We start from the raw sequence: 25,909 nt of genomic DNA on the forward strand, positions 1-25,909 counted from the left end.
TATAAACATTTGAGGGCTTACCACAGGTAGGCCCTTTTTTATTATTACAAGCATATGCAACAAAAACTCAAGATCGCTATACAGAAAAGCGGTCGGTTATACGAAGATTCTGTGAAGCTGCTCAAGGATTGCGGCATTGATGTGAAGAATGGAATCAATAAGTTAAAAACCGAAGCGGAGAACTTTCCCCTGGAAATTTATTTTCTCCGCGATGATGATATCCCACAGTACGTTGAAGATGGGGTGGCAGACATTGGTATTGTGGGTGAGAATGTGATGTATGAGAAAAATAAAAAAGCCTTTATAGTGGAAGAATTAGGCTTTGGGAAGTGTCGGCTCAGCATAGCCGTTGGACGCAAGGATGATTATACAGGGGTTGGGTTTCTTCAGGGAAAAAGGATTGCTACCAGTTATCCTATCCTTGTTGAAAAATTTCTTGCAGAAAAGGGTATTAGTGCTGAGATCCACGAGATCAGCGGTTCAGTGGAAATTGCACCCGGCATTGGGCTTGCAGATGCAATTGTTGACCTGGTAAGCAGCGGGTCCACCCTCTTTATGAATGGACTTAAAGAAGTGGAGACCGTTCTAAAGAGCCAGGCTGTACTTATCCGGAATGAGAAACTGAGAGCAGATCAATTACAGTTGCTTGACCGTTTGTTATTCCGTATCAGGGCTGTTAAGAAAGCCAAGAATAACAAGTATGTTCTGCTGAACGCCCCCAATAATAAACTGCAGGAAATTATCGCCTTATTACCTGGAATGAAAAGTCCTACTGTACTTCCCCTGGCCGAACCCGGATGGAGCAGTGTACACAGTGTGCTCAGTGAAGACCGTTTCTGGGATATCATTGAACAACTTAAAGATGCGGGAGCACAGGGAATACTGGTGATTCCGATAGAAAAAATGATCATTTAACGATTGCCGGAATACAATTAATGAATTAGTTTATGAAGATATACATCGATCCCCCAAGAAGTCAATGGCCTGAACTCCTTAAGAGACCGGTTATGGATGCTGTATCACTGGAAGGTACAGTTATGCAGGTGCTTAACCGTGTTGAAAAAGATGGTGATGCTGCCTTGTACCACTTTACCAGCCAATTTGATGGGGTTGAACTTGAGAATTTTGCAGTGAGTACAGAAGAGATCGCTGCAGCAGAATCTATGATTAGTTCAGAACTCAAACAGGCTATTCGCCAGGCTGCTGATAATATTGGTTCTTTTCACAAACGCCAGCTCATGGGCCCCGAAATTATTGAAACAATGCCCGGGGTCCGTTGCTGGCGTAAATCTGTGGGCATAGAAAAAGTTGGATTATATATTCCCGGGGGAACTGCGCCACTTTTTTCAACCTTGCTGATGCTTGGCATCCCCGCTACAATTGCAGGTTGCAGCGAAATCGTTCTCTGTTCTCCCCCTGATAAAAATGGTAACCTCCATCCTGCAATATTATTTGCTGCTTCTGTGGTTGGCGTTACCCGGATATTCAAACTGGGTGGAGTTCAGGCTATTGCAGCAATGGCCTTTGGAACAGAATCAGTACCACGGGTGTATAAAATATTTGGTCCGGGTAACCAGTATGTTACTGCGGCAAAACAGCTGGTTCAACAACGTGGTATTGCTATTGATATGCCTGCCGGTCCCAGTGAAGTAGCAGTTTTTGCAGATGCTTCTGCAAATGCGGAATTCGTTGCAGCCGACCTGCTTAGCCAGGCCGAACATGGAGTGGATAGCCAGGTCTTTTTCGTAACAACAGATAAGGATCTCATCCCCCTTGTAAAAGAAGCGCTTACACGGCAATTAGAAAATCTTCCACGCAGGCAAATGGCCGCTACGGCTTTGGAGAAAAGTACAATGGTGGTAACTGACACGAAAAATGCAGCGATGGAACTTCTCAATGCCTATGCGCCTGAACACCTGATCCTCTGCTGTGAGGGGGCCGCAGAACTTGCAGAGAAAGTAATAAATGCCGGGTCGGTATTTATTGGTCATTATTCTCCCGAAAGTGTGGGTGATTATGCAAGTGGTACAAACCACACCCTGCCAACAAATGGCTATGCCCTGGCTTATAGTGGAGTTAGTGTTGACAGCTTTGTGAAAAAGATCACCTTTCAACAACTAACTGAAGACGGCCTTCAGCGTATAGCCGATACAGTTATAACAATGGCGCGCGCCGAAGGCCTTCACGGACATGCCAGGGCAGTGGAATTACGTTGCGGGGAACTCTTGAAAGATTAAGCCTGGCAGACATTTATTTAATTCAACCTGAATATCGTTTATATGTTTAACCTCTCTGATCTGATCAGGCCAAATATTAGGGATCTTGTACCATACTCCTCCGCTAGGGATGAGTTTAAAGGAGAAGCCAGGATTTTTCTGGATGCCAATGAAAATTCACTTGGCTCACCACTTACCAAATGGTATAACAGGTATCCCGATCCTATGCAATGGGCAGTCAAGGAAAAGTTATCAGTTATCAAAGGTGTTGCCCCCCAGAATATTTTCCTCGGAAATGGAAGTGATGAGTGTATTGATATTTTACTTAGGGCATTTTGTGAACCGGCAGTCGACAACATTATTATAGTACCACCTACTTACGGCATGTATGAGGTAAGTGCCAATATCAATAATGTTAAGGTAAAGAAAGTATCTCTTACTCCAGGTTTTCAACTTGATCTTCCTGCACTTGAAGAAGCGGTTGACGACAATACCAAAATGATATTCCTCTGTTCTCCAAATAACCCAACCGGTAATTCATTAATGCGGGAAGATATTGAAATGCTACTCAATAATTATTTTGGGATCGTCGTTATGGATGAGGCCTATATTAACTTCTCGAGACAACGGTCCTATGTTCAGGAACTCGAAGATTATCCGAACCTGGTTGTTTTGCAGACCCTTTCTAAAGCATGGGGATTAGCTGCATTACGTGTAGGAATGGCTTTTGCATCAGAAAGTATCATCAATGTTATGAATAAGATCAAGCCACCTTACAATATTAACCAGGCTTCCCAGGAACTGGCTTTAAAAGCACTTGATGAAGTTGAGCAGGTTAATGAAATGATAAGGATTTTGGTGCAGGAGCGGACCAGGCTTGAGCAGGAATTACCCAGGCTTCCTGTTGTTGAACATGTGTATCCGTCAGATGCGAATTTCCTCCTGGTAAAGGTAAAGGATGCAAAGGCTTTGTACCAGAAACTGCTTGATAAGGGAATTGTGGTACGCGACCGTAGCAATGTGATCCTTTGTGATGATTGCCTGCGTATAACAGTGGGAACAGAAAAAGAGAATACCGAATTGCTCGATGCTTTGTAAAATCAAAATATATTATGACTAAGCGAATTTTATTCATTGACCGCGATGGAACACTTATTAACGAAGCGCCACCTACTTACCAGCTCGACTCGTTTGATAAACTAACGTTTTATCCCAAAATGTTCGAATACATGGGACGAATTGCGCGTGAGTTGGATTATAAACTCGTAATGGTCACTAACCAGGATGGACTTGGTACAGATATCTTCCCGGAAGATACTTTCTGGCCCCTCCATAATCTCGTTATGAAAAGCCTGGAAGGGGAGGGGATCTATTTTAGCGAGGTGCTAATTGACAGGAGTTTTCCTCATGAGGGATTAAATACCAGGAAGCCGGGTATTGGAATGCTTAAACATTACCTCAATAACGATGAATATGATATGGAGAATTCCTTCGTTATTGGCGATCGTATCACAGATGTTCAGTTAGCAAAAAACCTGGGTTGCAAAGCCATTTGGTTGAATCTTGATGCGAGTCTTGGTGGTGCAGAAATCAATGACCAGGCTGAATTACTAAGAAAAGATACTGTTGCCCTGGAAAGTACTGACTGGTCGGAGATATACTCCTTTCTTAAGCTCGGATTGCGTCAGGTAGTGCATGAGCGAAATACTAATGAAACCAGGATCCATGTGGAAGTTAATATGGACGGAAGCGGTAAATCGGCAATTTCTACGGGCCTTGGTTTCTTTGATCATATGCTTGACCAGATTGCAAGGCATGGAAAGATTGATCTTAAAATTGATACGAAGGGAGACCTGCATATTGACGAACATCATACTATTGAAGATACCGGGTTGGCTTTGGGGGAAGCTTTTGCCAAAGCATTGGCAGACAAACGTGGTATGGAGCGATATGGTTTCGCGCTTCCCATGGATGAGGCCGATGCAAAAGTTCTTATTGATTTCGGTGGCCGCAACTGGCTGGTCTGGAATGCCACCTTTCAAAGGGAAAGAATAGGAGAGATGCCCACAGAGATGTTCTTCCATTTCTTCAAATCATTCAGTGATGCCGCCAGGTGTAACCTCAATATTGAGTGCCAAGGTGAAAATGAGCATCACAAAATAGAAGCTATCTTCAAAGCCTTTGCAAAAGCTATCCGTATGGCTGTAAAACGTGATCCGATAAGTAACTATCTGCCATCTACAAAAGGAGTTTTATAAATATCAAACCATTCCAATTCCAACTCGTTGCTGAGGATAGGCCTCAACTTCCAATTCATTTAGCATAAACAGAGCAATATCGCCGGAGTTGATCTTTGTACGTGCGCCATCTGGAAAATGGTCTGCGCTCGTAATAAAATTTCCAACCGGATCTGCGTCTATGATATCGGGAGAACAAACGAATGTCCAGTTAAGACCAGATGCCTGTAGTTGTTCCCATGCTTTCTGATGCTCTAGTCCTACTGGTATATATTCCTCCGGATATTCAGGCTGTTCAATAATCAATCCCCCTTCGGGATGGTCTAGTACACCCATGCCGCCAAGGGCAATTATTCTTTTCACTGAAGCCCGCTTCATTTGTGCGATGATATTTTTAATGCCAAGTGACCTGGTCTTATCTGTTCCATCAAAGCTTCCTCCCAATACACTTAGTACTGCATCGCATCCCTTTATAGCATCGAACACATCTTTATCATCAAAAACACCTCCTTTGATAAGGGTAAGATCATCATTGTTGTCATTAAGTTCATGAACGTTTCGTCCAAAGGCCCTCACTTTATAACCCTTCAATAATGCCTGGTTAACGAGATGCCGACCAACCTGGCCTGTGGCACCAAAAATTGCGACTTCCATAATTCAATATTAGTTATGTGCTCAATGAATAAATGAAATATTCAGGATTGGAATTCAAAAACCACGTCGTTGTATTCCGGTTTTTTTTTGAATACGGCACTGGCAAATGGACAAAGGGCAATGATCTTAAGATGATGTTTACGCGCATAGTCCACAGCTGTTTCTACCAGTAAATAACCAACATCCTGGCCTTTCAATTCTTCAGACACTTCGGTATGTTCCAGGATGATTTTATCAAAAGATGGCTGTGTATATACCAGTTCTGCAAGTACCGCGCCTTCCTGCTGAACAAAGAATACGCCTTTGCTTTCCGTATGGGTATGTTGTATTAGCATGGCGGAAATTTTCAGTAAGCTACTTAAAAAAAGTTTTGCTGATACGGAATTCATGCTTGATATTTGTGGACGAATGAATAAAAACATTATAAATATTCAGTGGTGGTGGCATACAAACTCTTCCGGGGTACTGTAATGTCATTACTGTGTTTATTGTAAACATATTCAGGCCCCGATTGATCATCGGGGTTTTTTATTGTCATTGGGCCAGGTAGAAGCAATTGAAAAACAGAACTATGTCAAAAGAAACAAAAAAGATCAGGATAGAAACAACGTTAAAACGTATGCTGGCTGATGTATATACACCAGTTGGAATATACCTCAGGTTAAGAGACCGGTTCCGTGATACCGTTTTATTGGAAAGCACTGATTCGCATGCGGCGGATAATAGTTACTCCTTCATTTGTATAAATGCAATAGCAGGAATGGAGATCCGCTCACTGGATAGTATTGAATATAAATTACCTGGACAGCCACCCGAGAAATTAGATATAACTAATCCAGCCATGGTCCCCGATCAGCTCTGGGGATTTATGCAGCGTTTCGAAACAGTAAATGCAGAAGGTGCTGATCCAAAAACCACCAGGTTCGCACAGGGGCTGTATGGATACACATCCTATGATGCTGTTCAGTTTTTTGATTCTGTCAGATTTTCTGACAAAGCAGAAATCACTGCCCTTCCCCTCATGCGGTACCGGCTTTACCAGTATGTTATCGCAATTAACCATTTCCGTGATGAACTTTATCTCTGTGAAAACAGGATCACGGGAATAGAATCCGAAATTGATGCTGTAGAATCCCTTATCAGAAGTAAAGACGTTCCGGTGTATCCCTTTGCACTTACTGGCCAGGAGCAAACCAATATGGACAATGATGAATACATGGAGATGGTGAAGAAGGGAATAGCTTCCTGTCATAGGGGAGATGTTTTCCAGATCGTGCTTAGTCGCCGCTTCCAACAGAGATTCCGTGGCGATGAATTCAATGTTTACCGCGCACTCAGAACAATAAATCCATCCCCTTACCTTTTCTTTTTTGATTATGGCGATTACAAATTAATAGGTTCATCTCCTGAATCACAGCTGGTGATCAGCAATGGTAAAGCTGTTGTTCATCCCATCGCGGGAACATATAAACGAAGTGGAGATGATGAAATTGATCAGCGGGAAACGGAGAAATTGCTCCTGGATGCAAAAGAAAATGCAGAACACGTAATGTTGGTTGACCTTGCCAGAAATGACCTCAGCAGGGTTTGCACCGAAGTTGAGGTTACTCATTACCGCCAGGTTCAGTATTTTTCGCATGTTATACACCTTGTGAGCGAGGTGGCTGGAAAAGTACCCCCTGCGGCAAATCCCTTTCTACTTATGGCAAAAACTTTTCCTGCTGGAACACTTAGCGGCGCCCCCAAAATTCGGGCGATGCAACTAATCGATGGCTTTGAACCAACCGCCAGGGGATATTATGGAGGAGCCATTGGCTTCATGGGCTTTGATGGCAGCTGCAATCATGCGATAATGATCAGGACTTTTTTAAGCAGGAGAAATACACTGACCTACCAGGCTGGTGCCGGCGTTGTAGCAGCGAGTATACCCGAAAATGAATTGCAGGAGGTAAATAATAAACTGGGCGCCTTGAAAAAGGCATTGGAATTAGCAGGGCAAATCGGTTGATCCCATCCTTATCAACTAATACAACTTATTAAAATTTTATGAAGATCCTTGTTTTTGATAATTACGATTCCTTTACCTATAACCTTGTTCACCTGGTTGAGAAGATCATTGGTGAGAAAGTTGAAGTACACCGGAATGATCAGATAAAGTTGGAGGATGTGGCGCGGTTCGATAAGATAATATTATCACCTGGCCCGGGTATTCCTGAAGAAGCCGGACTACTATTACCCCTTATCAAAACCTATGCACCTACAAAACCTATTCTCGGCGTTTGCCTGGGACACCAGGCTATAGGCCAGGCCTTTGGAGCTGATCTTATAAACCTTAAGAATGTATATCACGGAGTGGCTACTCCTATATGGGTGGAACCTCATCATGGTTCATCATCAAACGATGTGTTCAAAGGCCTGCCGCTTCAATTGGAAGTGGGTCGTTATCACTCATGGGTAGTAGGCGAAACAGGATTTCCGGATACCCTTGAAATTACCGCGCGTGATAAAGAAGGACAGATCATGGCCCTGAAACATAAAAAATTTGATGTTCAGGGAGTTCAGTTTCATCCCGAAAGCGTACTAACGCCCGATGGAGAACAAATGATGAAAAACTGGCTGGGGAAATGATTCAGGAGTATTAAAGTAAAACGAAAATTAGCATGAAGAAGATTTTACAATATTTATTTGAACACAAGTCACTATCGCGGCAACAGGCAAAGGATGCATTGGTGAACATTGGAAAGGGACTGTACAATGAACATGAAATGACGGCTTTCATGACAGTGTTCCTTATGCGTAGTGTTACCATTGAAGAATTGCAGGGTTTTCGCGATGCACTTCTGGAACTCTGCGTGCCCCTTGATCTGAATGGTGAAAAAGTACTTGATATAGTTGGAACAGGCGGTGATGGAAAGAATACTTTTAATATATCCACCCTGGCTTGCTTTATTGTTGCAGGGGCTGGACAAAAAGTTGCCAAACATGGAAACTATGGTGCTTCAACCATAAGTGGTGCTTCCAATGTAATGGAAAACCTCGGGTATAAATTCAAAAATGAGGGTGATGCACTTCGCCGCGAACTTGATTCTGCCAACATTTGCTTTCTCCATGCGCCATTGTTCCATCCTGCTCTTAAAGCGGTTGGTCCCATCCGGAGAAACCTGGGCATGAGAACATTTTTCAATATGTTGGGCCCCATGGTAAATCCAGCCGGACCGGCTTACCAATTGGTTGGAGTTTACAACCTGGAGATGGCTCGTATTTACAATTACCTGCTGCAACAAACTGAAGGTCAGTTTACAATCATTCATAGCCTTGATGGTTATGATGAGATCTCCCTGACTTCTGATACTAAAGTGATCACTAATGAGGGTGAACAATTGTTTACCCCTCACCAGTTGGGCAAGCGGATGGTACAAGCCTCCGATATATACGGTGGCAACACAGTAGAAGAAGCAGCGAGAATATTTTCGCGTATCCTTGAAGGTAAAGGTACATGGGCACAGAACGCAGTGGTACTCGCTAATGCAGCAATGGCCCTGTTCAGTACCCGGAATTATAAGGATTATAATAACGCATACAGTGCTGCTGTAGAAAGCCTGGAAAGCGGTAAGGCCATGGCTGCTTTAACAAAACTTATCGCATTACAATAGCCTATTACTAAAAAAATATTATTCCTGAGATGAATATATTAGAAGCAATTATTGCTGAAAAAAGAATCGAAGTTGAGCTGCGGAAAAAACAGGTTCCATTAGAAAACCTGAGACTTTCTGCACTTTATGACAGACCAGGATTTTCACTGATTGAATTTCTGCAAAGCGATTCACATACCGGGATAATTGCAGAGTTTAAACGCAAGTCACCCTCTAAGGGTATCATCAATGACAAGGCCAACGTGGTGGATGTGACACGGGCCTATGCTGATCATGGAGCCTCTGCATTATCAGTACTGACCGATCACTCATTTTTCGGTGGCAGTATTGAGGACTTGATTGCGGCCCGTGTCAACAATTTACCAATCCTGCGAAAAGATTTTATTATCGATGAATACCAATTGGAAGAGGCAAGGGCAATGGGTTCCGATGCTATTTTACTGATAGCTGCCTGTCTGAATCCTGATGAGGTCCGTAAACTTGCCAAAGCCGCACAGGAACTGGGTCTGGAGGTCCTGCTGGAGCTGCATGATGAAGCAGAACTGGGGCATGTTTGCGAATTTACCCCCATCGTAGGCATCAATAACAGGAATTTAAAGACCTTTAGTGTTGATATTGAGAGAAGTTTGGCAATGGCATCCCGGCTGCCGGAAGGAACCATTAAAGTTGCAGAAAGCGGTATTGATAATGTTTCGAATATCAAAATCTTCCGTGAACATGGTTTCCACGGTTTCCTTATTGGAGAGCATTTTATGAAAGCACCTGATCCCGGAAAGGCATTTGCGGATTTTGTTGCCGACCTGAACAATATGAAGTAGAAACTGTCTTAAGATCCCGGTCAGCTGACAATGACCGGCAATCCTATGAAATGCTTGCTGCCAGAAACTAACACTTAAAATGGAAAACTGTATGAGAGTAAAAGTCTGTGGCATGACCCAGCTGCAACAGGTTAATCAACTGGAGCAAATAGGTGCCGCTTTTGCGGGATTCATTTTTTATCCCAAGAGTCCACGTTATGTACTTCGATATATGACAACAACAGACCTCAGGAAAGAAAACAGGATCAACAAAGTGGGTGTATTTGTAAACGCGGGGATGGATGAAGTTCTCCAGATGGTGGACGAATGCCGTTTGCATATGGTCCAGCTTCATGGTGATGAAACTCCCAAGTATTGTGAGAAGATCGCAGACTATGTTTCAGTGGTCAAAGCTTTTCGCCTCAGTGATAATGATAGTATTGAATGGATGATAAGGCCATACCAGGAAGTTTGTGATATGTTCCTCTTTGATACAATCGGTGCTGGTTATGGTGGTACGGGAAAGAAATTCGACTGGTCGATCCTGAAAGATGTTGATGTAGGCAAGCCTTATTTTCTAAGCGGTGGAATTGAACCGGGCGATGAAGCCGCAATTCGTGAATTCGAAAAGCAGCCTTCGGCAAAAAGCCTGTTTGCGCTCGATATCAACAGTAAGTTTGAAACCAGTGCCGGAGTAAAGGATATGGCAAAAGTGGAGCACTTTATCAAAACATTGAATGCATAGTAAAAGAATCTATAAAGTAATTTGACATGATTGATCAGTTAACTTCTTATCAGCGTCCTTCCGGACATGGATATTATGGAAAATTTGGAGGTGCTTATATACCTGAAATGTTGCACCCAAATGTTGAGCAACTGCAGCAATCTTACCTTGAGATCATGCAGGAGTCAACTTTCCAGGCCGAATTTCGTGACTTACTTCATGATTATGTAGGAAGGCCAACACCTCTGTATTATGCAAAGAGGCTAAGCTCAGTATTTAATACTAATATTTTTCTTAAGCGTGAAGATCTTTGTCATACCGGTGCACACAAGATAAATAACACCATCGGGCAGATACTTCTGGCACTGCGTTTGGGAAAAAAGCGAATAATTGCTGAAACAGGTGCAGGACAACACGGGGTTGCCACAGCAACAGTTTGTGCACTGAAAGGTGTTGAATGTATTGTGTATATGGGTGAGAAAGATATTGAACGTCAGGCACCCAATGTGGCTCGTATGCGCATGCTTGGTGCAACGGTTATTCCGGCCATTAGTGGTAGCCGAACATTAAAGGATGCCACCAACGAAGCCATCCGTGATTGGATAAACAATCCCTCCGATACACATTATATCATAGGAAGCGTGGTGGGGCCTCATCCATATCCGGATATGGTTGCTCGCTTTCAAAGTGTTATCAGTGAAGAAACCCGCTGGCAGCTTAAGGAGAAAACTGGTAGTGAATTACCAACGCATGTTATCGCTTGTGTAGGCGGTGGAAGCAATGCTGCCGGGGCATTTTATCATTATCTCGATGAATTGTCTGTACAATTGGTAGCTGTTGAAGCGGCAGGCCATGGAATAAATAGTGGTATGAGTGCGGCTACAACTGCCCTTGGTAAGCCGGGCATACTTCATGGTAGCAAAAGTCTGCTCATGCAAACTGAAGATGGACAGGTTATTGAACCCCATAGTATTTCGGCTGGACTTGATTACCCTGGCATTGGCCCTTTGCATGCTCACCTTTTTGAAAGTGGAAGAGCTACCTTTCTGAACGCTACCGATGAAGAAGCTATGCGCTCAGCTTTTGAAGTGGCACGCCTTGAAGGCATCATCCCTGCCTTAGAAACTGCACATGCTTTTGCCGCCCTTAATAAAATGGATCTGAACAGCAATCACCATGTTATTCTCTGCCTTAGTGGTCGGGGTGATAAAGACCTTTCTGCCTACATGAAGCAGATGGATATGATTGGCGAAACAGGTAAATGAAAAACTTAATTATGAGCAAGATTCAGGAGCTTTTTGCGAAGAAAAAAAATCGGATACTTAATGTTTATTGTACAGCGGGATATCCCAGATTAGATAGCATCGGCGAAGTGATAGAAGCCTTAGAGCAAAACGGCGCTGATATTGTTGAAATCGGAATGCCTTATAGTGATCCTCTTGCTGATGGACCGGTTATCCAGCAAAGCAGCCAGGTGGCTCTTGGTAATGGTATGACAATATCTGTATTACTAGAACAATTGAAGGCGCTGAAAGGTAAGATTCATATCCCTGTGGTTTTGATGGGTTATATGAATCCCGTGTTACAATATGGGTTTGAGAAATTTTGCGCGGATGCTGCAAACGCCGGTGTGGATGGACTAATATTACCGGATCTTCCTGAGTATGAGTTCGAAACAGAGTATGGCAGTATCATCCGAAAAAACGGCCTTGATTTTATATTCCTCGTAACTCCGGAAACATCTCCGGAACGAGTTGTTAAGCTTGATAAACTGAGTAGCGGTTTTCTTTATGCTGTGTCTTCATCGTCAACAACTGGTACAGACAAAGAAATGGTTTCTGTTGACAGATACCTGCAGAAACTGCAAGGTTATAAATTAAAGAATCCGGTACTTGTTGGATTTGGAATAAAAGACAAAGAAAGTTTTGACAAAGCCTGTGCTCATTCAAATGGTGCAATCATTGGCTCGGCATTTATCAGAGCTCTCGAAGGCTCAGATGAAATTGGTAAAAGCACGGGTGAATTTCTTCATTCCGTGCTTGATTAAATAAGGGGGTAAAATCATATTATGGATCTGAAAATCCTGAAATACAATGCCGGCAATATTCAAAGTGTACTTTATGCACTGGAAAGAATAGGTGTTGATGCAATTGTAACTGATGATCATGATGAAATCCGGTCGGCAGACAAGGTCATATTTCCTGGTGTTGGTGAAGCGAGTAGTGCCATGCGATATCTCGAAGAAAGAAATCTTGATAGTCTTTTGAAAGATCTGCGCCAACCTGTACTTGGTATTTGTTTGGGAATGCAACTAATGTGTAAAAGCTCTGAAGAGAATAATACTGAGTGTATGGGCATTTTTGAGGAAGAAGTGAAGTTGTTTCGCCCGGAGATAAGCCGCATAAAAGTGCCCCAGATTGGCTGGAACAATATTTTTGACTTGCATACCCCCCTTTTTGATAGTGTGCCTGAGAAGAGCTATTGTTATTTTGTACACAGCTATTATGCTTCACTCGGCTCGCATACCATCGCAACAACAGAATACGTACTTCCATACAGCGCCGCACTCCACAGGGATAATTTTTACGGAGTTCAATTCCATCCCGAAAAATCGGCCGCTGTAGGGGAGCAGATATTGCGAAACTTCATTGAAAAAATTTAACAGTTTCTCTTAACCAGCAACGGATTATATGTCAGGATTGAATATTACATCACCATCGCTGGATACAGTGTGGCAAATCAGGCATCGGGTTATGTATCCGGAGCGAACACTGGATTTTGTTAAGCTTGAAGACGATCAAAAAGCAATGCATTGGGGGGTGGAAGTGAATGGTGAAACTGTAAGTGTTATTTCCGTGTTTAAAATAGGGAAATCCCTCCAATTCCGGAAATTTGCAACCTTACCGGAAGCACAGCGAAAGGGTTATGGTAGCATGTTGCTTGATAAAGTTATACAGTATGCTGTCGAGGAAAATTTCGAAATGGTTTGGTGCAATGCAAGAACAGAGGCAATGGATCTTTATTACCGGTTTGGAATGCTTCCCGAAGGTATTGGTTGGGAAGATAATGGCCACGAATACCGCAAAATGGTAAAACGTTTGATTAAGCAAAGCAAAGTAAAATTGATGGAAATTATACCTGCTATTGATATTATTGATGGTAAATGCGTTCGGCTCACCCAGGGTGATTATGAACAAAAGACCATATACAATGAGCATCCTCTGGAAGTTGCCATGCAGTTTGAGGATGCGGGACTAAAAAGACTTCACCTTGTTGATCTCGATGGCGCAAAGGCCGGTGCTGTTAAGAATTGGAAAGTTCTTGAAATAATAGCTGCAAAAACATCAATGGTTATAGATTTTGGAGGGGGTATTAAAAGGGAAGATGATCTTCGAATCGTCTTCGAATCGGGTGCAGAACTTGCAACTATCGGTAGCCTCGCTGTGAAAGATGAAAACACTTTTGTGGGTTGGATCAAAAGATATGGACCCGAAAAATTTCTGCTGGGGGCTGATGTAAAAGACGAAAAGATAGCAGTGGGAGGATGGTTGGAAACAACAGACATTTGGATATATGATTTTATACGTAAATATCAGGATCATGGTGTTAACCAGGTATTTTGTACTGATGTGAGTAAGGATGGGAAACTGGAAGGACCATCTCTGGAATTATATAAAAATATCATTTCCCAATACCCGGAATTATACTTTATCGCAAGTGGTGGAGTGAGTAATTTGTCTGACCTCCATCAGCTTTCCGAAATTGGCTGTTCCGGAGCCATAGTTGGAAAGGCTATTTATGAAGGACGGATCACGATTAAAGACTTAGCGATTAAGGCCTGGGAAAATGGTCTAACATGATAAACTATAACAACCAGTGCTAACTAAAAGAATAATTCCCTGCCTCGATATCAAAGATGGCAGAACCGTTAAGGGTACCAATTTTGTTGACCTGCGCGATGCTGGTGACCCTGTGGAATTGGGAAAGCTTTACGCTGAACAGGGTGCTGATGAATTGGTATTCCTAGATATTACTGCTACAGTAGAGAAACGAAAAACTTTGAGTGAGCTGGTGAAACGGATTAGTCACCAGATAAATATTCCCTTCACTGTTGGTGGTGGCATAAGCAGCGTGGAAGATGTTAGTGTATTACTTCAACAAGGAGCTGATAAAATTTCTGTAAACACCGCAGCCTATAAAAGACCCGAACTTCTTGGTGAATTGGAGAAAGAATTCGGTAGCCAGTGTATCGTTTTGGCCATTGATACCCGTAAGGAAGATGATGGTGAATGGTATGTATACTTAAACGGTGGCCGAACAAAAACTGAGACCAGATGCATTGACTGGGCAATTAAAGCGGTTTCGTTAGGTGCAGGAGAAATCCTTTTGACGTCAATGAATCATGACGGCACAAAGCAGGGCTTCGCCTTGGATATTACCCGTCAATTATCCGATAAATTATCGGTTCCCATTATTGCCAGTGGCGGTGGTGGTGCAATGAAACATTTTCTGGAGGTGTTTGGGCAGGGGCATGCGGATGCAGCACTTGCTGCCAGTATTTTTCATTTCAAAGAGATCCAGATACCCGATTTGAAGCATTACCTCGCAGAAAACGGTATTGAGGTTAGGAGATGAGAGTTTCCGGAAAGAGTGGATTTATTTAAATTTGAAAGATGAAAGTTGATTTTCTGAAATATGACGATGGCCTGGTACCGGCAATTGTGCAGGATTTCCAGACCCAAAAAGTCCTGATGCTTGGATATATGAACCAGGAAGCGCTTAACCATACTGAGTCCACAGGTAAGGTCACCTTCTTTAGCCGTTCAAAACAAAGGTTATGGACAAAAGGAGAAGAGAGCGGTAATTTTCTTGAATTAAAGTCAATGGCTGTGGATTGCGATAATGATGCACTTTTGATCAAAGCTCACCCACTCGGCCCCACTTGCCATACAGGTGCGGATACATGCTGGAGTGAAAGGAATCATCCTGAAGACTTCCTGTTTTACCTGGAGGATATTATTTCGCTGCGAAAGATGGCCTCTCCCGGAGAGTCTTATGTAGCAAAACTTTTTTCACGCGGAATCAACAAGATTGCACAGAAGGTTGGCGAGGAAGCAGTGGAAATGGTTATTGAGGCTAAAGACGACGATGACCAGCTTTTTTTGAATGAATCCGCTGATCTGCTTTTTCATTATTTACTTTTACTTAACGCAAAAGGTTTTAGTTTACAGGATGTGATTGATATTTTAAAGGATCGTCATTCAAAATGATATGAGAACAAAATTCCTGCCCCTTTTTTCTGTGCGTTTTCTTTATCTGGCTTTCTTAATGGTGGGATTTGTTTCACCTGGTTTCGCGCAAACAAATAATTTCATCATTAAGGGAAATATCGAAGGCCTCGATGACAATTCGCAGGTTTACCTAACTGATCCCGATCAACCGGGTGATACACTCGCCAGAACCAAATCCCACAAATCCAGGTTTGAGCTTAAGGGCGAACTGCTCCAGACCAAATTATATAATATCGTATTTCTGCCCGCTGATAAGAAGGCATTGGTTTTCCTGGATCCGAAAAATGTTTCTGTTACAGGGGATATCAATAAAATTCAACAATTCAAAATTAACGGATCTCCCGCCCATGATAGTTTCATACTTTTCCAGAAACGCTTTGATCCGCTCTTTAAACGTTATGCAAGCCTTAGCGAGGCTGCTTCGCGTACAGGCGTAAATGATAGCCTGATGACCTTATACAAAGCCCTGGTCAATGAAATGGCAGAAACAGGCGAGCTATTCGCCAGGGAAAATCAGGATAAAGAAATTGCTGCATTTATGTGGGCAACAACCATGCAGGTGGTAAATGATATTAACCGCGTAGAAAAAAGTTACGAGGCCATGAGCGAATCTGTGAAGCAAGGTTTTTATGGCAAATTCATAGCTGCAAGAATTGCAGAAAGCCGCGTGGGAAGGATAGGGTTTGAAGCAATGGACTTTATTCAGGACGATACCTCTGGCAATCCTGTTGCACTTTCATCGTTTCGGGGTAAATATGTATTGGTTGATTTCTGGGCATCCTGGTGCGGACCCTGCCGCCAGGAAAATCCAAATGTAGTTTCCGCTTTCAATAGATTCAGGGATAAGAATTTTACTGTGCTTGGGATATCTCTTGACCGGGATAAGAAAAAGTGGCTTCAGGCAATTGAGGCCGACAAATTGAAATGGACCCAACTTAGCGATCTTAAATTTTGGCAGAATGCTGTTGCTGTGCAGTATAAGGTGCAGTCTATCCCGCAGAATCTGCTGATTGATCCAAAGGGAATAATTGTTGCAAAAAACCTTCGTGGTACAGATCTTCATGATAAGCTCTGTGAGCTACTTGGCGGATGTAATTAAGATCCGCGCTCCATATTTTAATTAAGATAAAAAGAGGAAAGTGAGAAGCCCTACTTTATTGTGGATCAGGCTTCGTAAATTGAAGTATGGTTAATAGAATCCTTACGTGCTTTTTTATAATTATTGTAATTACCGGAGCATCTGGTACAATTAATGCCCAGGTTTTATATTTCCCGGATACTAATTGGCAATCTCGCCCACCTTCCCAACTCAAAATAAATAAAGAACTTCTTGACAGCGCTGTTTCCTTTGCTATTAATAATGAAACAAAACAGGAAAAGGATCTTCGTGTCGCTATTCTGAAATCGTATCAGCGTGAGCCGGGGTATGCTATTTTAGGTCCTACGAAGCCCCGGGGTGGCCCCGCGGGAATTGTAATAAAAAATGGCTATATCGTTGCAAGTTGGGGGGATATAAATCGCGTGGATATGACCTTCAGCGTTACTAAAAGCTATCTGTCAACTATAGCTGGCCTCGCACTCGAAAAAGGGCTTATCAGAAGCATTAAAGATAGGGTGAGTGATTATGTGTGGGATGGAAGTTTTGATGGACCGCATAATTCAAAAATTACCTGGGAACATCTCCTAAATCAGAGTTCCGACTGGTCGGGCGAACTTTTTAACCAATATGATTGGGCTGACAGGCCCCCGAGAGAAGGAACCATTGATGAATGGAAAAATAGGAAACTGGTGGAACCTGGAACTGTATTTGAATATAATGATGTAAGGGTCAATTTACTCGCCTATGCATTACTTCAGGTTTGGAGAAAACCTTTGCCGGTTGTGCTAAAGGAATATATACAGGATCCGATTGGAGCATCCACCACATGGCGCTGGTATGGCTATGATAATTCCTTTGTGAATGTTGATGGTATAATGGTACAATCTGTAAGTGGAGGTGGTCATTTTGGTGGTGGCCTTTTTATTAGCGCTGCCGATCAGGCACGTTATGGATTACTTTTTCTTCGCGAGGGAAAATGGAAAGACAAAAAGCTTTTGTCGGATGCCTGGATTAAAGCGGTGCAGCAATCCTCACCTGCAAGCCAGACCTATGGCTACTTATGGTGGAATAACAAGGATAAAGGACTTCAGGGACTTCCACCCGATATCTACTATGCTGCAGGATATGGTGGCAATTACATAATCATAGATAAAGCCAACGATCTTGTGGTTGTTACCAGGTGGCTGGATGATTCAACATTAGCAGCTTTTATGAGCATGGTCATCAAATCAGTGCAGGGTAAATAAATTTTGGCTTTTTATCTATATAGGAAAACATTTTTCTGTTGAGTGATCTTTATCACATAGGTTATTACTTTTTTTCTTGTTCAAACACTATATGATTTGGTGCTGTATTTTGGAATATATTTGAGAAGGTTGACGCATTCCAACGATTAGCAAGCAAAAAAATGAGAACCCGAATTCTTTTCCTTTTGACAGCATTTTCTGTCTCCATAACCACTGCCGCCCAAAAAATAAATGACCGTTTCCGGCTGAATATCCAGAAAACAAATAGTCCCATGATCATTGATGGCAATGTTAGTGAAGACGCATGGGCTAGCGCTGAAACTGCCCGTGATTTTTTTATGGTATTACCAATGGATACCAGTTTTGCCAGGGTTAAAACGGAAGTCAAAATGACCTATGATGAAGATAACCTTTACCTCGTGGCGATATGTTACCATGCTGTACCCGGACCCTATGTTGTAGAATCATTGCGACGGGATTTCAACTTTGGTAAGAATGATAATTTCTTATTCTTCTTCGACCCATTTGAAGACCGAACCAATGGATTTTCGTTTGGTGCCAATGCTGCGGGTGCTCAATGGGATGGAATCATTTATGAGGGAGGTAAAATGGATCTTAGCTGGGATAATAAATGGACCTCCGTTGTTAAAAATTTCGATGACCGCTGGGTCTTTGAAGCAGCTGTTCCTTTTAAGACCATTCGCTTCAAAAAGGGCATGACAAACTGGGGACTTAATTTCAGTCGCAATGACCTGAAAACAACAGAAAAATCGTCCTGGGCTCCCGTTCCCCGCCAGTTTCCCACTGTTTCATTAGCCTATACGGGTAACCTCGTGTGGGACCAGCCGCCACCTCCAACAGGAGCCAACATTTCAGTAATTCCTTATGTTCTTGGTGGCTTATCGAGAGATCATGATAAAAATACCAAGACTGATTACAGAAAAGAGATAGGAGCCGACCTGAAAATAGGAATCACTTCTGCACTTAATCTGGATCTTACTGTTAACCCCGATTTCTCTCAGGTGGAAGTTGACAAGCAAGTGACCAACCTCGACAGGTTTGAATTATTCTTTCCCGAACGTCGGCAATTTTTCCTGGAAAACGCCGATATCTTTGGCAATTTCGGCTATACCAATGTGAGGCCTTTTTTTTCCCGGCGTATTGGATTGAATGTTCCCATCCAATTTGGTGCAAGGCTTAGTGGTAAATTAAATAAGGATTGGCGCATAGGCATAATGGATATGCAAACCAAAGCGGTTGGAGAAATGGATCTTCCTGTTCAGAATTTCGCTGTTATGTCACTTCAACGAAAAGTTTTCTCCAGATCGAGTGTCGGATTTCTTTTTATTAATAAACAGTCAATAAATTATCAACCCGATAAGGATCCGCTAACCCCTGAACATAGCCAGTATAACAGGAATATTGGAATTGAGTATAACCTTGCTTCTCCCGGAAATTTCTGGACAGGGAAAGCCCTGCTGCTGAAATCATTTAGTCCACATACTTCAGGACGAACTGTTACACATGCCGCTAATTTGAATTATACAGATCGTAAGTGGCTGCTGGGCTGGCAGCATGAATATGTGGGCCGCGATTACGTTGCAGAAGTGGGCTATGTTCCCAGAACCGGGTACATTAAGGTTAATCCACAACTTGGATATCTATTCTTTGCTAAAACGGGTAAGATACTCAGTCATGGACCTGTTGCCCAAAGTACCTATTACTTAAATGAAACTTTTAAGAAAACGGATTACGAAACCTATCTGGCATATAAATTTAATTTCAGGAACCAGGCAACTTTGAATGGTTTGGTAGCGAGGAATTATGTGAAACTTCTACGCCCTTTTGATCCTACTAATTCCGGACTGGATTCCTTACAAACCGGAACGGAGCATAACTGGAATAACTTTAGCCTGGAATATATTTCCAGTCCCCGGAATTTATTTACGTATTCCGCATACCTGCGTTACGGCGGCTATTTTGCCGAAGGAACACGTTTACAGGTTACTAATGAGTTGGGATATCGGTTTCAACCATATGTAGGCATTACCATGAGCACAAGCTATAATGATCTTCGTTTGCCTATGCCATGGGGTAAGCGTACCTATTGGTTAATTGGCCCACGGATAGATGTCACTTTTACTAACAAATTATATTTCACCGCATTCGGTCAGTATAATGAACAAACGAAGAACATTAATCTTAATACCCGGTTACAATGGCGTTACAAACCTGCCTCTGATTTCTTCATTGTGTACACCGACAATTACTTTCCTGAATATATGTCGGTTAAGAACCGGGCACTGGTTGTAAAGTTTACATATTGGTTCACGATGTAATTCAGGAATGCCTTATGCCTTCAGCAGCTTTGAATATATGTAGGATATGAGGAAATAAGGAATCCATTGTTTCTTCAGCACCTCGTGGGGAGCCGGGCAGAGTTAATACAAGCATATCACCAATAAAACCAGCAATGCCGCGTGACAACATTGCATAAGGCATGCGCTGCTGTCCGTAATTGCGGGCAGTTTCCATAAGGCCGGGCACTTCTCTGTCAAGTAAGGGGGCAATGGCTTCCGGAGTCTGATCTCGCGGCCCCAGGCCTGTACCGCCGGCAAAAAGTACCAGTTGATAACCTGCCTCCGCCAGTTCCCTCGCTTTTGCTTGTATTATACTGACGTCATCAGTGATGACTTCGCGTTTTGCCAATGCAATATTATATGTCAATAACTTTTGAGCCATCCGCTCACCAGTAAGATCATCATTGATACCTGCGGAAACACTATCAGAGCAAATGATAACAGCCGTTTTTACTTGATCTGATATGGCGTACTTCATGTCTGTTTTGCCTCCTTTTTTTTCTTCCAGACGTATGGTAGATATTTCTATTCCCTTGTCCAGCGGTTTCAGCATATCATACATAGTTAGAGCAACAACAGATGCGCCATGCATTGCCTCAACCTCAACACCTGTTTTATAGATTGTATGAGCCTCAACCCTGATAATAATGTTTAGTCCATCAATACTGTGCGTAATAGCAGCATATTCTATAGGCAAGGGATGGCAATCAGGAATAACATCACTGGTTTTTTTTATAGCCAACAGTCCAGCAGCTCTCGAAAATTCAAAGACATCTCCCTTTGGAACTTTTCGCTGTTCAATTGCATCAATGGTTGCCTGGCTTGAAACTTTCAATATCGCTGATGCGATAGCCTGACGAAGAGTAGGTGATTTATGGGTAATGTTAACCATTCTTTATTTGTTTATTTTCCATTGATGGGTTTCGTTATCAAATAATTCCTTCCCCCACACTGGCAATTCTGCCTTGATTCTTTCAACTAATTCAGAACAGGCTTCCGTAGCCGCCTTCCGGTGCGCAGAAGAAGTGAATACAAACAGGCAAATCTCACCCACTTCAACTGCACCGAGGCTATGGTAAACATGAAGGCAGGTTAAATCATACTTTGAAAAGATTGCTTCCCTGATTTCATGCATTTTTTCAAGTGCCATATCCTCATAACTGGTGTATTCAATCGCTCTGACAGCTTTTCCGTCAACCTCGTCGGCCCTGACCTGGCCCAGAAAAATACTATGTCCACCAATATTATGACGGGAGCTATGTTTTTGAATACTATCACCAATGAATGAACTGCTGATTGCACCCTGAATGAATAGCTGTTTCGGTTTTCTCGCTTCCATATAATGATTATATAAGTGGTTCGTAATTGAGAATCCCTCCTTTTAAACTAAAGATATTTTTTTCTGATCCGGACCATTCGCGAAACATTTGTGCAGCATGCAGGCTTCGTTTTCCTGATTGACAAATGAAAACTATTGTTTCGCCTGAAATCTCATCAAACGATTCCTGCAAAACAGGAAGTGGTATTTTATGATGATCGAAGGAAGTGATAAAAGGTGTTTCATCGAGATTTCGCACATCAATCACTGTAATATTTTCACTTAGCAGTTTATCAAATTGCTTTTGATCAATTTCAAGATCAGTAGTAGCGATGCCACATTCCCATTCATAATCCTTTTGGTTGAATGATTCAACGTCAGGAGGTATCAACAAAGCTGATAAAGGATTAGCACTTATTTGAATATCGTAACTCTGCATTGTAAGTGCATTAAATGTATATAGTCGGTTTACCAAAGATTCTCCTATTCCCGTAATTAGTTTTATCGTTTCATTTGCCTGCATACTACCTATAATTCCAGGTAATACACCTAGTACGCCGGATTCTGCACAGTTAAGAACTTCCCCGTCTTTCGGCGGGGTGGGGAAGAGGTCACGGTAATTTACTCCGCCATTAACATTAAAAACTGCAACCTGACCATCATACTGCGATACCGCTCCATAAACCAGGGGCTTGCCTGTTAATACACAGGCATCATTGATCAAATATCGTGTTGGAAAATTATCACTACCATCAAGGATTATATCATAATTCGAAAAGAACTCAAGACAATTGCTTACAGTAAGTTTTGTTTCATATGGAATAATGCTGACCATCTCATTCATCATCTGAAGTTTCTTTGCAGCGATACTCACTTTAGGATGCCCGATATCATTCTCGCTATAGAGCACCTGCCTGTGAAGGTTGCTCAAACTTACCATATCATGGTCAACTATTCCAATTGAACCAACGCCAGCAGCTACAAGATATAAAAGGGCCGGACATCCAAGGCCACCTGCACCAACAACCAGTACCCTTCCCAATTTGAGTTTTTCCTGACCTTCTTTACCAAAGCCGTTTAATATCATCTGGCGATGATATCGGGCAAATATGTTTTCTTTATTTTGCATATTATCCACCTGAAAATGGAGGTAAGATGGCTATCGTGGCGCCCTCATATAGATTGCTGTTTTCTGTTATAGTTCTTTTGTCAACCGCTATTATGAAATTATAATTAACAAGTACAGGGAATTGCTGAAGCAGTAGCTTCTTCAAACTCTCCGTGTCTTCTGGTAAATTTACTCTTACCGATGTACTACCTGTTAATTCGGCAAGTTGCCCAAAAACCATAATATTTATCTCACTGTTCATGCTGTTGTAAATAATAATTTGAATGCTGCAAGGGTTAGTACGGAAGCCAGCGTAAATTTAAGTATCTCCTGCCTGAACTTCAGTGAACCGAACCAGGCCCCTAAAAGACCTCCCACAAATGCGATTATCACCATTAACAGCATATCACTGCTGAAGTTTATACCCTTGGTAAGTTGTCCCGATAATCCCGACAACGAATTTACGAAAATGAATAAGGCACTTATCGCCGCAGTTTGTTTCTGGTCGGTCCATCGAAGTAAAAGGAGTATGGGCGATAAAATAATTCCTCCTCCGATACCAATCAAACCTGATAAAAAACCGATCATAGCTCCCAATAACAATGACCATACAATATTCGGAATTTGCTTTTCTTCTTCGCTTGTATTGGTAAGAAAGAAAAACCTCGCTACTGGAATTAACAGCAACAAGCCGAGTATTTTTTTGTATAAAGTTGCATCTATACTCATCATACCACCAAGAAAGGCGAAGGGAATGGACGCAAGTGCTAATGGAAGGAAAATTTTCCAATTAAAATGCCTGCCTCTGTAAAACTGAATGAAGGCCGTTAGTGATACAAAAATGTTTAATAACAGGGCGGTGGGTTTCATGAGGTCAGGTGCAAAACCATAAATGGCCATGAGTGCAAGGTATCCACTTGCACCTCCATGGCCCACGGAAGCATATAAAAATGCAACGATGAATAGAAGGAGGTAAAATATTACTGTTATTTCCATGATGCTATTTAGGGGAGTAGGTGGACCTCCACCAAATCATTCGGTTGACAAATCATAATATCTTCATGGAGAACAATCAGGCAGTTTGCTTTTGCGAAGGAGTTAAGTTTGTAAGATTCCTGGGCATCGAGTGAACGGACAGTTTTACCATCGTGCAAACCTTTTAAATAATGTACAATTCCCGCAGGTTTACTCAGTGGATTTAATAAAGGTAATTTCTGTGTTTCAAGTGTAACATTTCGGTTCTGTTGAATGCTGATGGCTTCGAGTACGTATTCATAAAAGCAGGTCAAAACTGAAGAGGGATTACCAGGCAGTCCGAATACAAGCTTAGTTCCTTTCTTTCCAAAGAAAATAGGTTTGCCCGGCTTTTGTTTTATTTTATGGAAAACCTGTTCCACTCCACACAGTAAAGAAGCTTTGAGAGTGAAGTCATAATCTCCTACACTTATACCTCCTGTAATTAATACAATATCACTTTTAAGTAGTGCTTGCATAAGTGTGCTGCGAAGTGATTCAAGTTGATCTTCCACCCGGTAAATTTCTGAAACACTCACTCCTGATTTTGAAAGAGCAGCTTTAAGTGAATAGGAGTTTGACTCATACACCTGACCATATAAAAGTGGCTCCCCAGGAACCTGTAACTCATTTCCAGTTACAATAATGCTTACTACGGGATTAGGATAAACTGTTAATTCAGTTAGGCCGATACCCGCAAGAAAGCCTATTGCCGCGGGGCTGAGTCTGCTGCCTTTTTCTAAAGCAATGGAGCCCTTTGTTATTTCTGACCCCCTCGGCCTTACATTGTCACCAATTTTAAGAAAGGGGTCATCAATGATAAGTTCATCTTCAGATATACTACATTTTTCCTGCATTACAACTGTATCTGCACCGGCAGGAACAGGAGCTCCGGTAAAAATGCGTACAGCTTTACCGGATGGTAATTCAAAACTATCGCCCCTCCCGGCCGCTACCTCTCCAAATAGTCCAAGGTCTTCTGAATCCATCCAACCCTGATATGAAAATGCATAACCATCCATGGATGATTGAGGATAAGCAGGTATATCAATTGGCGCAAAAATATCTTCTGCAACAATCTTTTCAGAAGCTTCACTTAGCGAAACGGTAACAGGATCGAGCCTTAAAGTATTCTCCCTTATGAGCTGCGTTGCCTTAGCTGCTGTGATCATAATAAATTCTTTTCATTTCAATCTGGTTTCTATCCACCAATGGTGATCATGCTACGGTTATGGATATCTTCCGGGTGAATATTTTCAAAATCCTGATGGAATTGCCCGCCATATTCCTTAGCCTTTGCTTTAATGTTGTCCATGATCAGCGGAAGAATATCCTGTCTACTTCTGAGAGCAGTAAGCAGATCGGTTTCATGTTGGGAGAATAGGCAATTTTTTAGTTTGCCATCTGCTGTTAACCGTATACGATTGCAACTTCCACAGAAATTAGCACTCATTGTACTTATCACAGCAAATGTGCCGGCGTGGCCAGGTACTACAAATTTTTTGGCTGTTTCATTTGGTTCTCCCTGCAATCGCTCTATTGGATATTTGTTTCCAACTTCCTGAAGTATATGATCCAGGGTAACTACCTTGTTGCTGGTCCAACGATTTCCGCTGAATGGCATGAACTCAATAAACCTGACATGTACAGGTTCGTGTTTTGTCCATTCTACAAAATCGTTAATCTCCATATCATTCATCCCTTTCATTACTACCATATTCACTTTAACATGAAAACCTTCATTGAGAAGAAGGTGTATATTGTCATAGACACGTTGAAACTGGTCGCGGCGTGTCACCAATAAAAACTTTTCGCGGTTCAGGGTGTCAAGTGAGATATTCAGTGAACGAATTCCAGCTTCTTTTAATACACTAAGGTATTCATGTATCCTGCTGCCATTAGTTGTCATGGTAAGCTTAACAGGAAGTTCAGAGAGTGATAGGATTATTTCCGCAGCATCTTTTCTAACCAGAGGTTCACCTCCGGTTAGCCTGATTTTCTCAACACCCTGTGCCACAAACAATTTGGAAATAGTATTAATCTCTGATGCCTGCATCAGTCTGCTGGCGGGAGCAAAATCATACTCTTCTTCAGGCATACAGTAAAAACACCTGAAATTGCAATTATCAGTGAGCGAGATCCGGAGATAATTATGAACCCTGCCAAATGTATCTGTAAGTTTTTTTTCCAT

General features: G+C 42.2%; 27 protein-coding genes. 18 read left to right on the top strand and 9 right to left on the bottom strand.

The features are described 5' to 3' along the window. Positions 1-54: 54 nt before the first annotated feature. Genes hisG through hisB form a run of 4 tightly spaced genes read left to right on the top strand, consistent with a single transcriptional unit; the run spans position 55 to position 4,474 of the window. The gene (hisG, locus tag HY58_RS04300; RefSeq protein WP_039128520.1) at positions 55-915 is read left to right on the top strand and encodes an ATP phosphoribosyltransferase; all 861 of its coding nucleotides are present in this window, start codon (positions 55-57) and stop codon (positions 913-915) included. A gap of 32 nt (positions 916-947) precedes the next feature. Next, complete coding sequence (hisD, locus tag HY58_RS04305; protein WP_039128523.1) at positions 948-2,237, top strand: histidinol dehydrogenase; 1,290 nt, start codon at positions 948-950, stop codon at positions 2,235-2,237. A 42-nt stretch (positions 2,238-2,279) separates the two neighbouring features. Continuing rightward, positions 2,280-3,314 carry a histidinol-phosphate transaminase gene (hisC, locus tag HY58_RS04310; protein ID WP_039128526.1) on the top strand — a complete coding sequence of 345 codons (1,035 nt, stop codon included), beginning with the start codon at positions 2,280-2,282 and terminating at the stop codon, positions 3,312-3,314. 14 nt (positions 3,315-3,328) lie between these two features. Next, complete coding sequence (gene hisB / locus HY58_RS04315; RefSeq protein ID WP_039128530.1) at positions 3,329-4,474, top strand: bifunctional histidinol-phosphatase/imidazoleglycerol-phosphate dehydratase HisB; 1,146 nt, start codon at positions 3,329-3,331, stop codon at positions 4,472-4,474. 3 nt (positions 4,475-4,477) lie between these two features. Here the strand turns inward: hisB and HY58_RS04320 are convergent, their stop codons facing one another. Together HY58_RS04320 and HY58_RS04325 are read right to left on the bottom strand one after the other, a co-directional pair. Further along, positions 4,478-5,107, bottom strand: coding sequence for an NAD(P)-dependent oxidoreductase (locus HY58_RS04320; protein ID WP_039128531.1), 630 nt, complete (start codon positions 5,105-5,107; stop codon positions 4,478-4,480). A gap of 41 nt (positions 5,108-5,148) precedes the next feature. Then, positions 5,149-5,442 (bottom strand): GNAT family N-acetyltransferase, encoded by a 294-nt coding sequence (locus tag HY58_RS04325; RefSeq protein WP_039128534.1) that lies wholly within the window; start codon positions 5,440-5,442, stop codon positions 5,149-5,151. A gap of 236 nt (positions 5,443-5,678) precedes the next feature. On the opposite strand from HY58_RS04325, the gene HY58_RS04330 reads away from it, so the two are divergent. The 14 genes from HY58_RS04330 to HY58_RS04395 all read left to right on the top strand — a co-directional run bounded on the left by HY58_RS04330 (position 5,679) and on the right by HY58_RS04395 (position 20,257). After that, positions 5,679-7,115: an anthranilate synthase component I family protein gene (locus tag HY58_RS04330; RefSeq protein ID WP_039128537.1), complete on the top strand. Its 1,437-nt coding sequence runs from the start codon at positions 5,679-5,681 to the stop codon at positions 7,113-7,115. A gap of 38 nt (positions 7,116-7,153) precedes the next feature. Continuing rightward, on the top strand, positions 7,154-7,735 hold the full coding sequence (locus tag HY58_RS04335) for an aminodeoxychorismate/anthranilate synthase component II (protein WP_039128540.1): 582 nt from the start codon (positions 7,154-7,156) through the stop codon (positions 7,733-7,735). 32 nt (positions 7,736-7,767) lie between these two features. Continuing rightward, positions 7,768-8,760 (top strand): anthranilate phosphoribosyltransferase, encoded by a 993-nt coding sequence (gene trpD / locus HY58_RS04340; RefSeq protein WP_039128543.1) that lies wholly within the window; start codon positions 7,768-7,770, stop codon positions 8,758-8,760. Between the two features lie 29 nt (positions 8,761-8,789). Then, positions 8,790-9,578, top strand: a complete 789-nt coding sequence (gene trpC, locus HY58_RS04345) for an indole-3-glycerol phosphate synthase TrpC (protein WP_039128545.1) — start codon at positions 8,790-8,792, stop codon at positions 9,576-9,578. A 91-nt stretch (positions 9,579-9,669) separates the two neighbouring features. Continuing rightward, positions 9,670-10,302 carry a phosphoribosylanthranilate isomerase gene (locus HY58_RS04350; RefSeq protein ID WP_039129640.1) on the top strand — a complete coding sequence of 211 codons (633 nt, stop codon included), beginning with the start codon at positions 9,670-9,672 and terminating at the stop codon, positions 10,300-10,302. 26 nt (positions 10,303-10,328) lie between these two features. Then, positions 10,329-11,546, top strand: coding sequence for a tryptophan synthase subunit beta (trpB, locus tag HY58_RS04355; protein WP_039128547.1), 1,218 nt, complete (start codon positions 10,329-10,331; stop codon positions 11,544-11,546). Between the two features lie 11 nt (positions 11,547-11,557). After that, positions 11,558-12,328: a tryptophan synthase subunit alpha gene (gene trpA / locus HY58_RS04360; protein WP_052323897.1), complete on the top strand. Its 771-nt coding sequence runs from the start codon at positions 11,558-11,560 to the stop codon at positions 12,326-12,328. Positions 12,329-12,349: 21 nt separating this feature from the next. Further along, positions 12,350-12,943, top strand: a complete 594-nt coding sequence (hisH, locus tag HY58_RS04365) for an imidazole glycerol phosphate synthase subunit HisH (protein ID WP_039128550.1) — start codon at positions 12,350-12,352, stop codon at positions 12,941-12,943. Between the two features lie 28 nt (positions 12,944-12,971). Then, on the top strand, positions 12,972-14,141 hold the full coding sequence (gene hisA, locus HY58_RS19150) for a 1-(5-phosphoribosyl)-5-[(5-phosphoribosylamino)methylideneamino]imidazole-4-carboxamide isomerase (RefSeq protein ID WP_072037577.1): 1,170 nt from the start codon (positions 12,972-12,974) through the stop codon (positions 14,139-14,141). Positions 14,142-14,157: 16 nt separating this feature from the next. Further along, positions 14,158-14,916 (top strand): imidazole glycerol phosphate synthase subunit HisF, encoded by a 759-nt coding sequence (gene hisF / locus HY58_RS04375; RefSeq protein ID WP_039128553.1) that lies wholly within the window; start codon positions 14,158-14,160, stop codon positions 14,914-14,916. Positions 14,917-14,954: 38 nt separating this feature from the next. Beyond that, the gene (gene hisIE, locus HY58_RS04380) at positions 14,955-15,551 is read left to right on the top strand and encodes a bifunctional phosphoribosyl-AMP cyclohydrolase/phosphoribosyl-ATP diphosphatase HisIE (protein WP_039128556.1); all 597 of its coding nucleotides are present in this window, start codon (positions 14,955-14,957) and stop codon (positions 15,549-15,551) included. A gap of 1 nt (position 15,552) precedes the next feature. Continuing rightward, positions 15,553-16,671 (top strand): TlpA disulfide reductase family protein, encoded by a 1,119-nt coding sequence (locus HY58_RS04385; RefSeq protein ID WP_052323831.1) that lies wholly within the window; start codon positions 15,553-15,555, stop codon positions 16,669-16,671. A gap of 86 nt (positions 16,672-16,757) precedes the next feature. Next, complete coding sequence (locus tag HY58_RS04390) at positions 16,758-17,918, top strand: serine hydrolase (protein ID WP_039128560.1); 1,161 nt, start codon at positions 16,758-16,760, stop codon at positions 17,916-17,918. A 161-nt stretch (positions 17,919-18,079) separates the two neighbouring features. Beyond that, positions 18,080-20,257 (top strand): carbohydrate binding family 9 domain-containing protein, encoded by a 2,178-nt coding sequence (locus HY58_RS04395; RefSeq protein WP_039128562.1) that lies wholly within the window; start codon positions 18,080-18,082, stop codon positions 20,255-20,257. Position 20,258: 1 nt separating this feature from the next. Here the strand turns inward: HY58_RS04395 and moaCB are convergent, their stop codons facing one another. Genes moaCB through moaA form a run of 7 tightly spaced genes read right to left on the bottom strand, consistent with a single transcriptional unit; the run spans position 20,259 to position 25,909 of the window. Continuing rightward, on the bottom strand, positions 20,259-21,170 hold the full coding sequence (gene moaCB, locus HY58_RS04400) for a bifunctional molybdenum cofactor biosynthesis protein MoaC/MoaB (RefSeq protein ID WP_039128565.1): 912 nt from the start codon (positions 21,168-21,170) through the stop codon (positions 20,259-20,261). Between the two features lie 3 nt (positions 21,171-21,173). Beyond that, positions 21,174-21,617 carry a molybdenum cofactor biosynthesis protein MoaE gene (locus HY58_RS04405; RefSeq protein WP_039128568.1) on the bottom strand — a complete coding sequence of 148 codons (444 nt, stop codon included), beginning with the start codon at positions 21,615-21,617 and terminating at the stop codon, positions 21,174-21,176. Between the two features lie 7 nt (positions 21,618-21,624). Further along, entirely contained in the window at positions 21,625-22,725 is a 1,101-nt protein-coding gene (locus HY58_RS04410; protein ID WP_039128571.1) for a HesA/MoeB/ThiF family protein, read from the bottom strand. Position 22,726: 1 nt separating this feature from the next. Then, complete coding sequence (locus tag HY58_RS04415) at positions 22,727-22,966, bottom strand: MoaD/ThiS family protein (RefSeq protein ID WP_039128573.1); 240 nt, start codon at positions 22,964-22,966, stop codon at positions 22,727-22,729. After that, positions 22,963-23,700, bottom strand: a complete 738-nt coding sequence (locus HY58_RS04420; protein ID WP_039128577.1) for a sulfite exporter TauE/SafE family protein — start codon at positions 23,698-23,700, stop codon at positions 22,963-22,965. Before HY58_RS04420 ends, HY58_RS04415 begins: the two co-directional genes overlap by 4 nt. 8 nt (positions 23,701-23,708) lie before the next feature. After that, the gene (gene glp / locus HY58_RS04425; RefSeq protein ID WP_039128580.1) at positions 23,709-24,890 is read right to left on the bottom strand and encodes a gephyrin-like molybdotransferase Glp; all 1,182 of its coding nucleotides are present in this window, start codon (positions 24,888-24,890) and stop codon (positions 23,709-23,711) included. 29 nt (positions 24,891-24,919) lie between these two features. Then, positions 24,920-25,909: a GTP 3',8-cyclase MoaA gene (gene moaA, locus HY58_RS04430; RefSeq protein ID WP_039128583.1), complete on the bottom strand. Its 990-nt coding sequence runs from the start codon at positions 25,907-25,909 to the stop codon at positions 24,920-24,922.

The sequence above is a fragment of the Flavihumibacter sp. ZG627 genome (assembly GCF_000814325.1).
GTDB lineage: Bacteria > Bacteroidota > Bacteroidia > Chitinophagales > Chitinophagaceae > Flavihumibacter.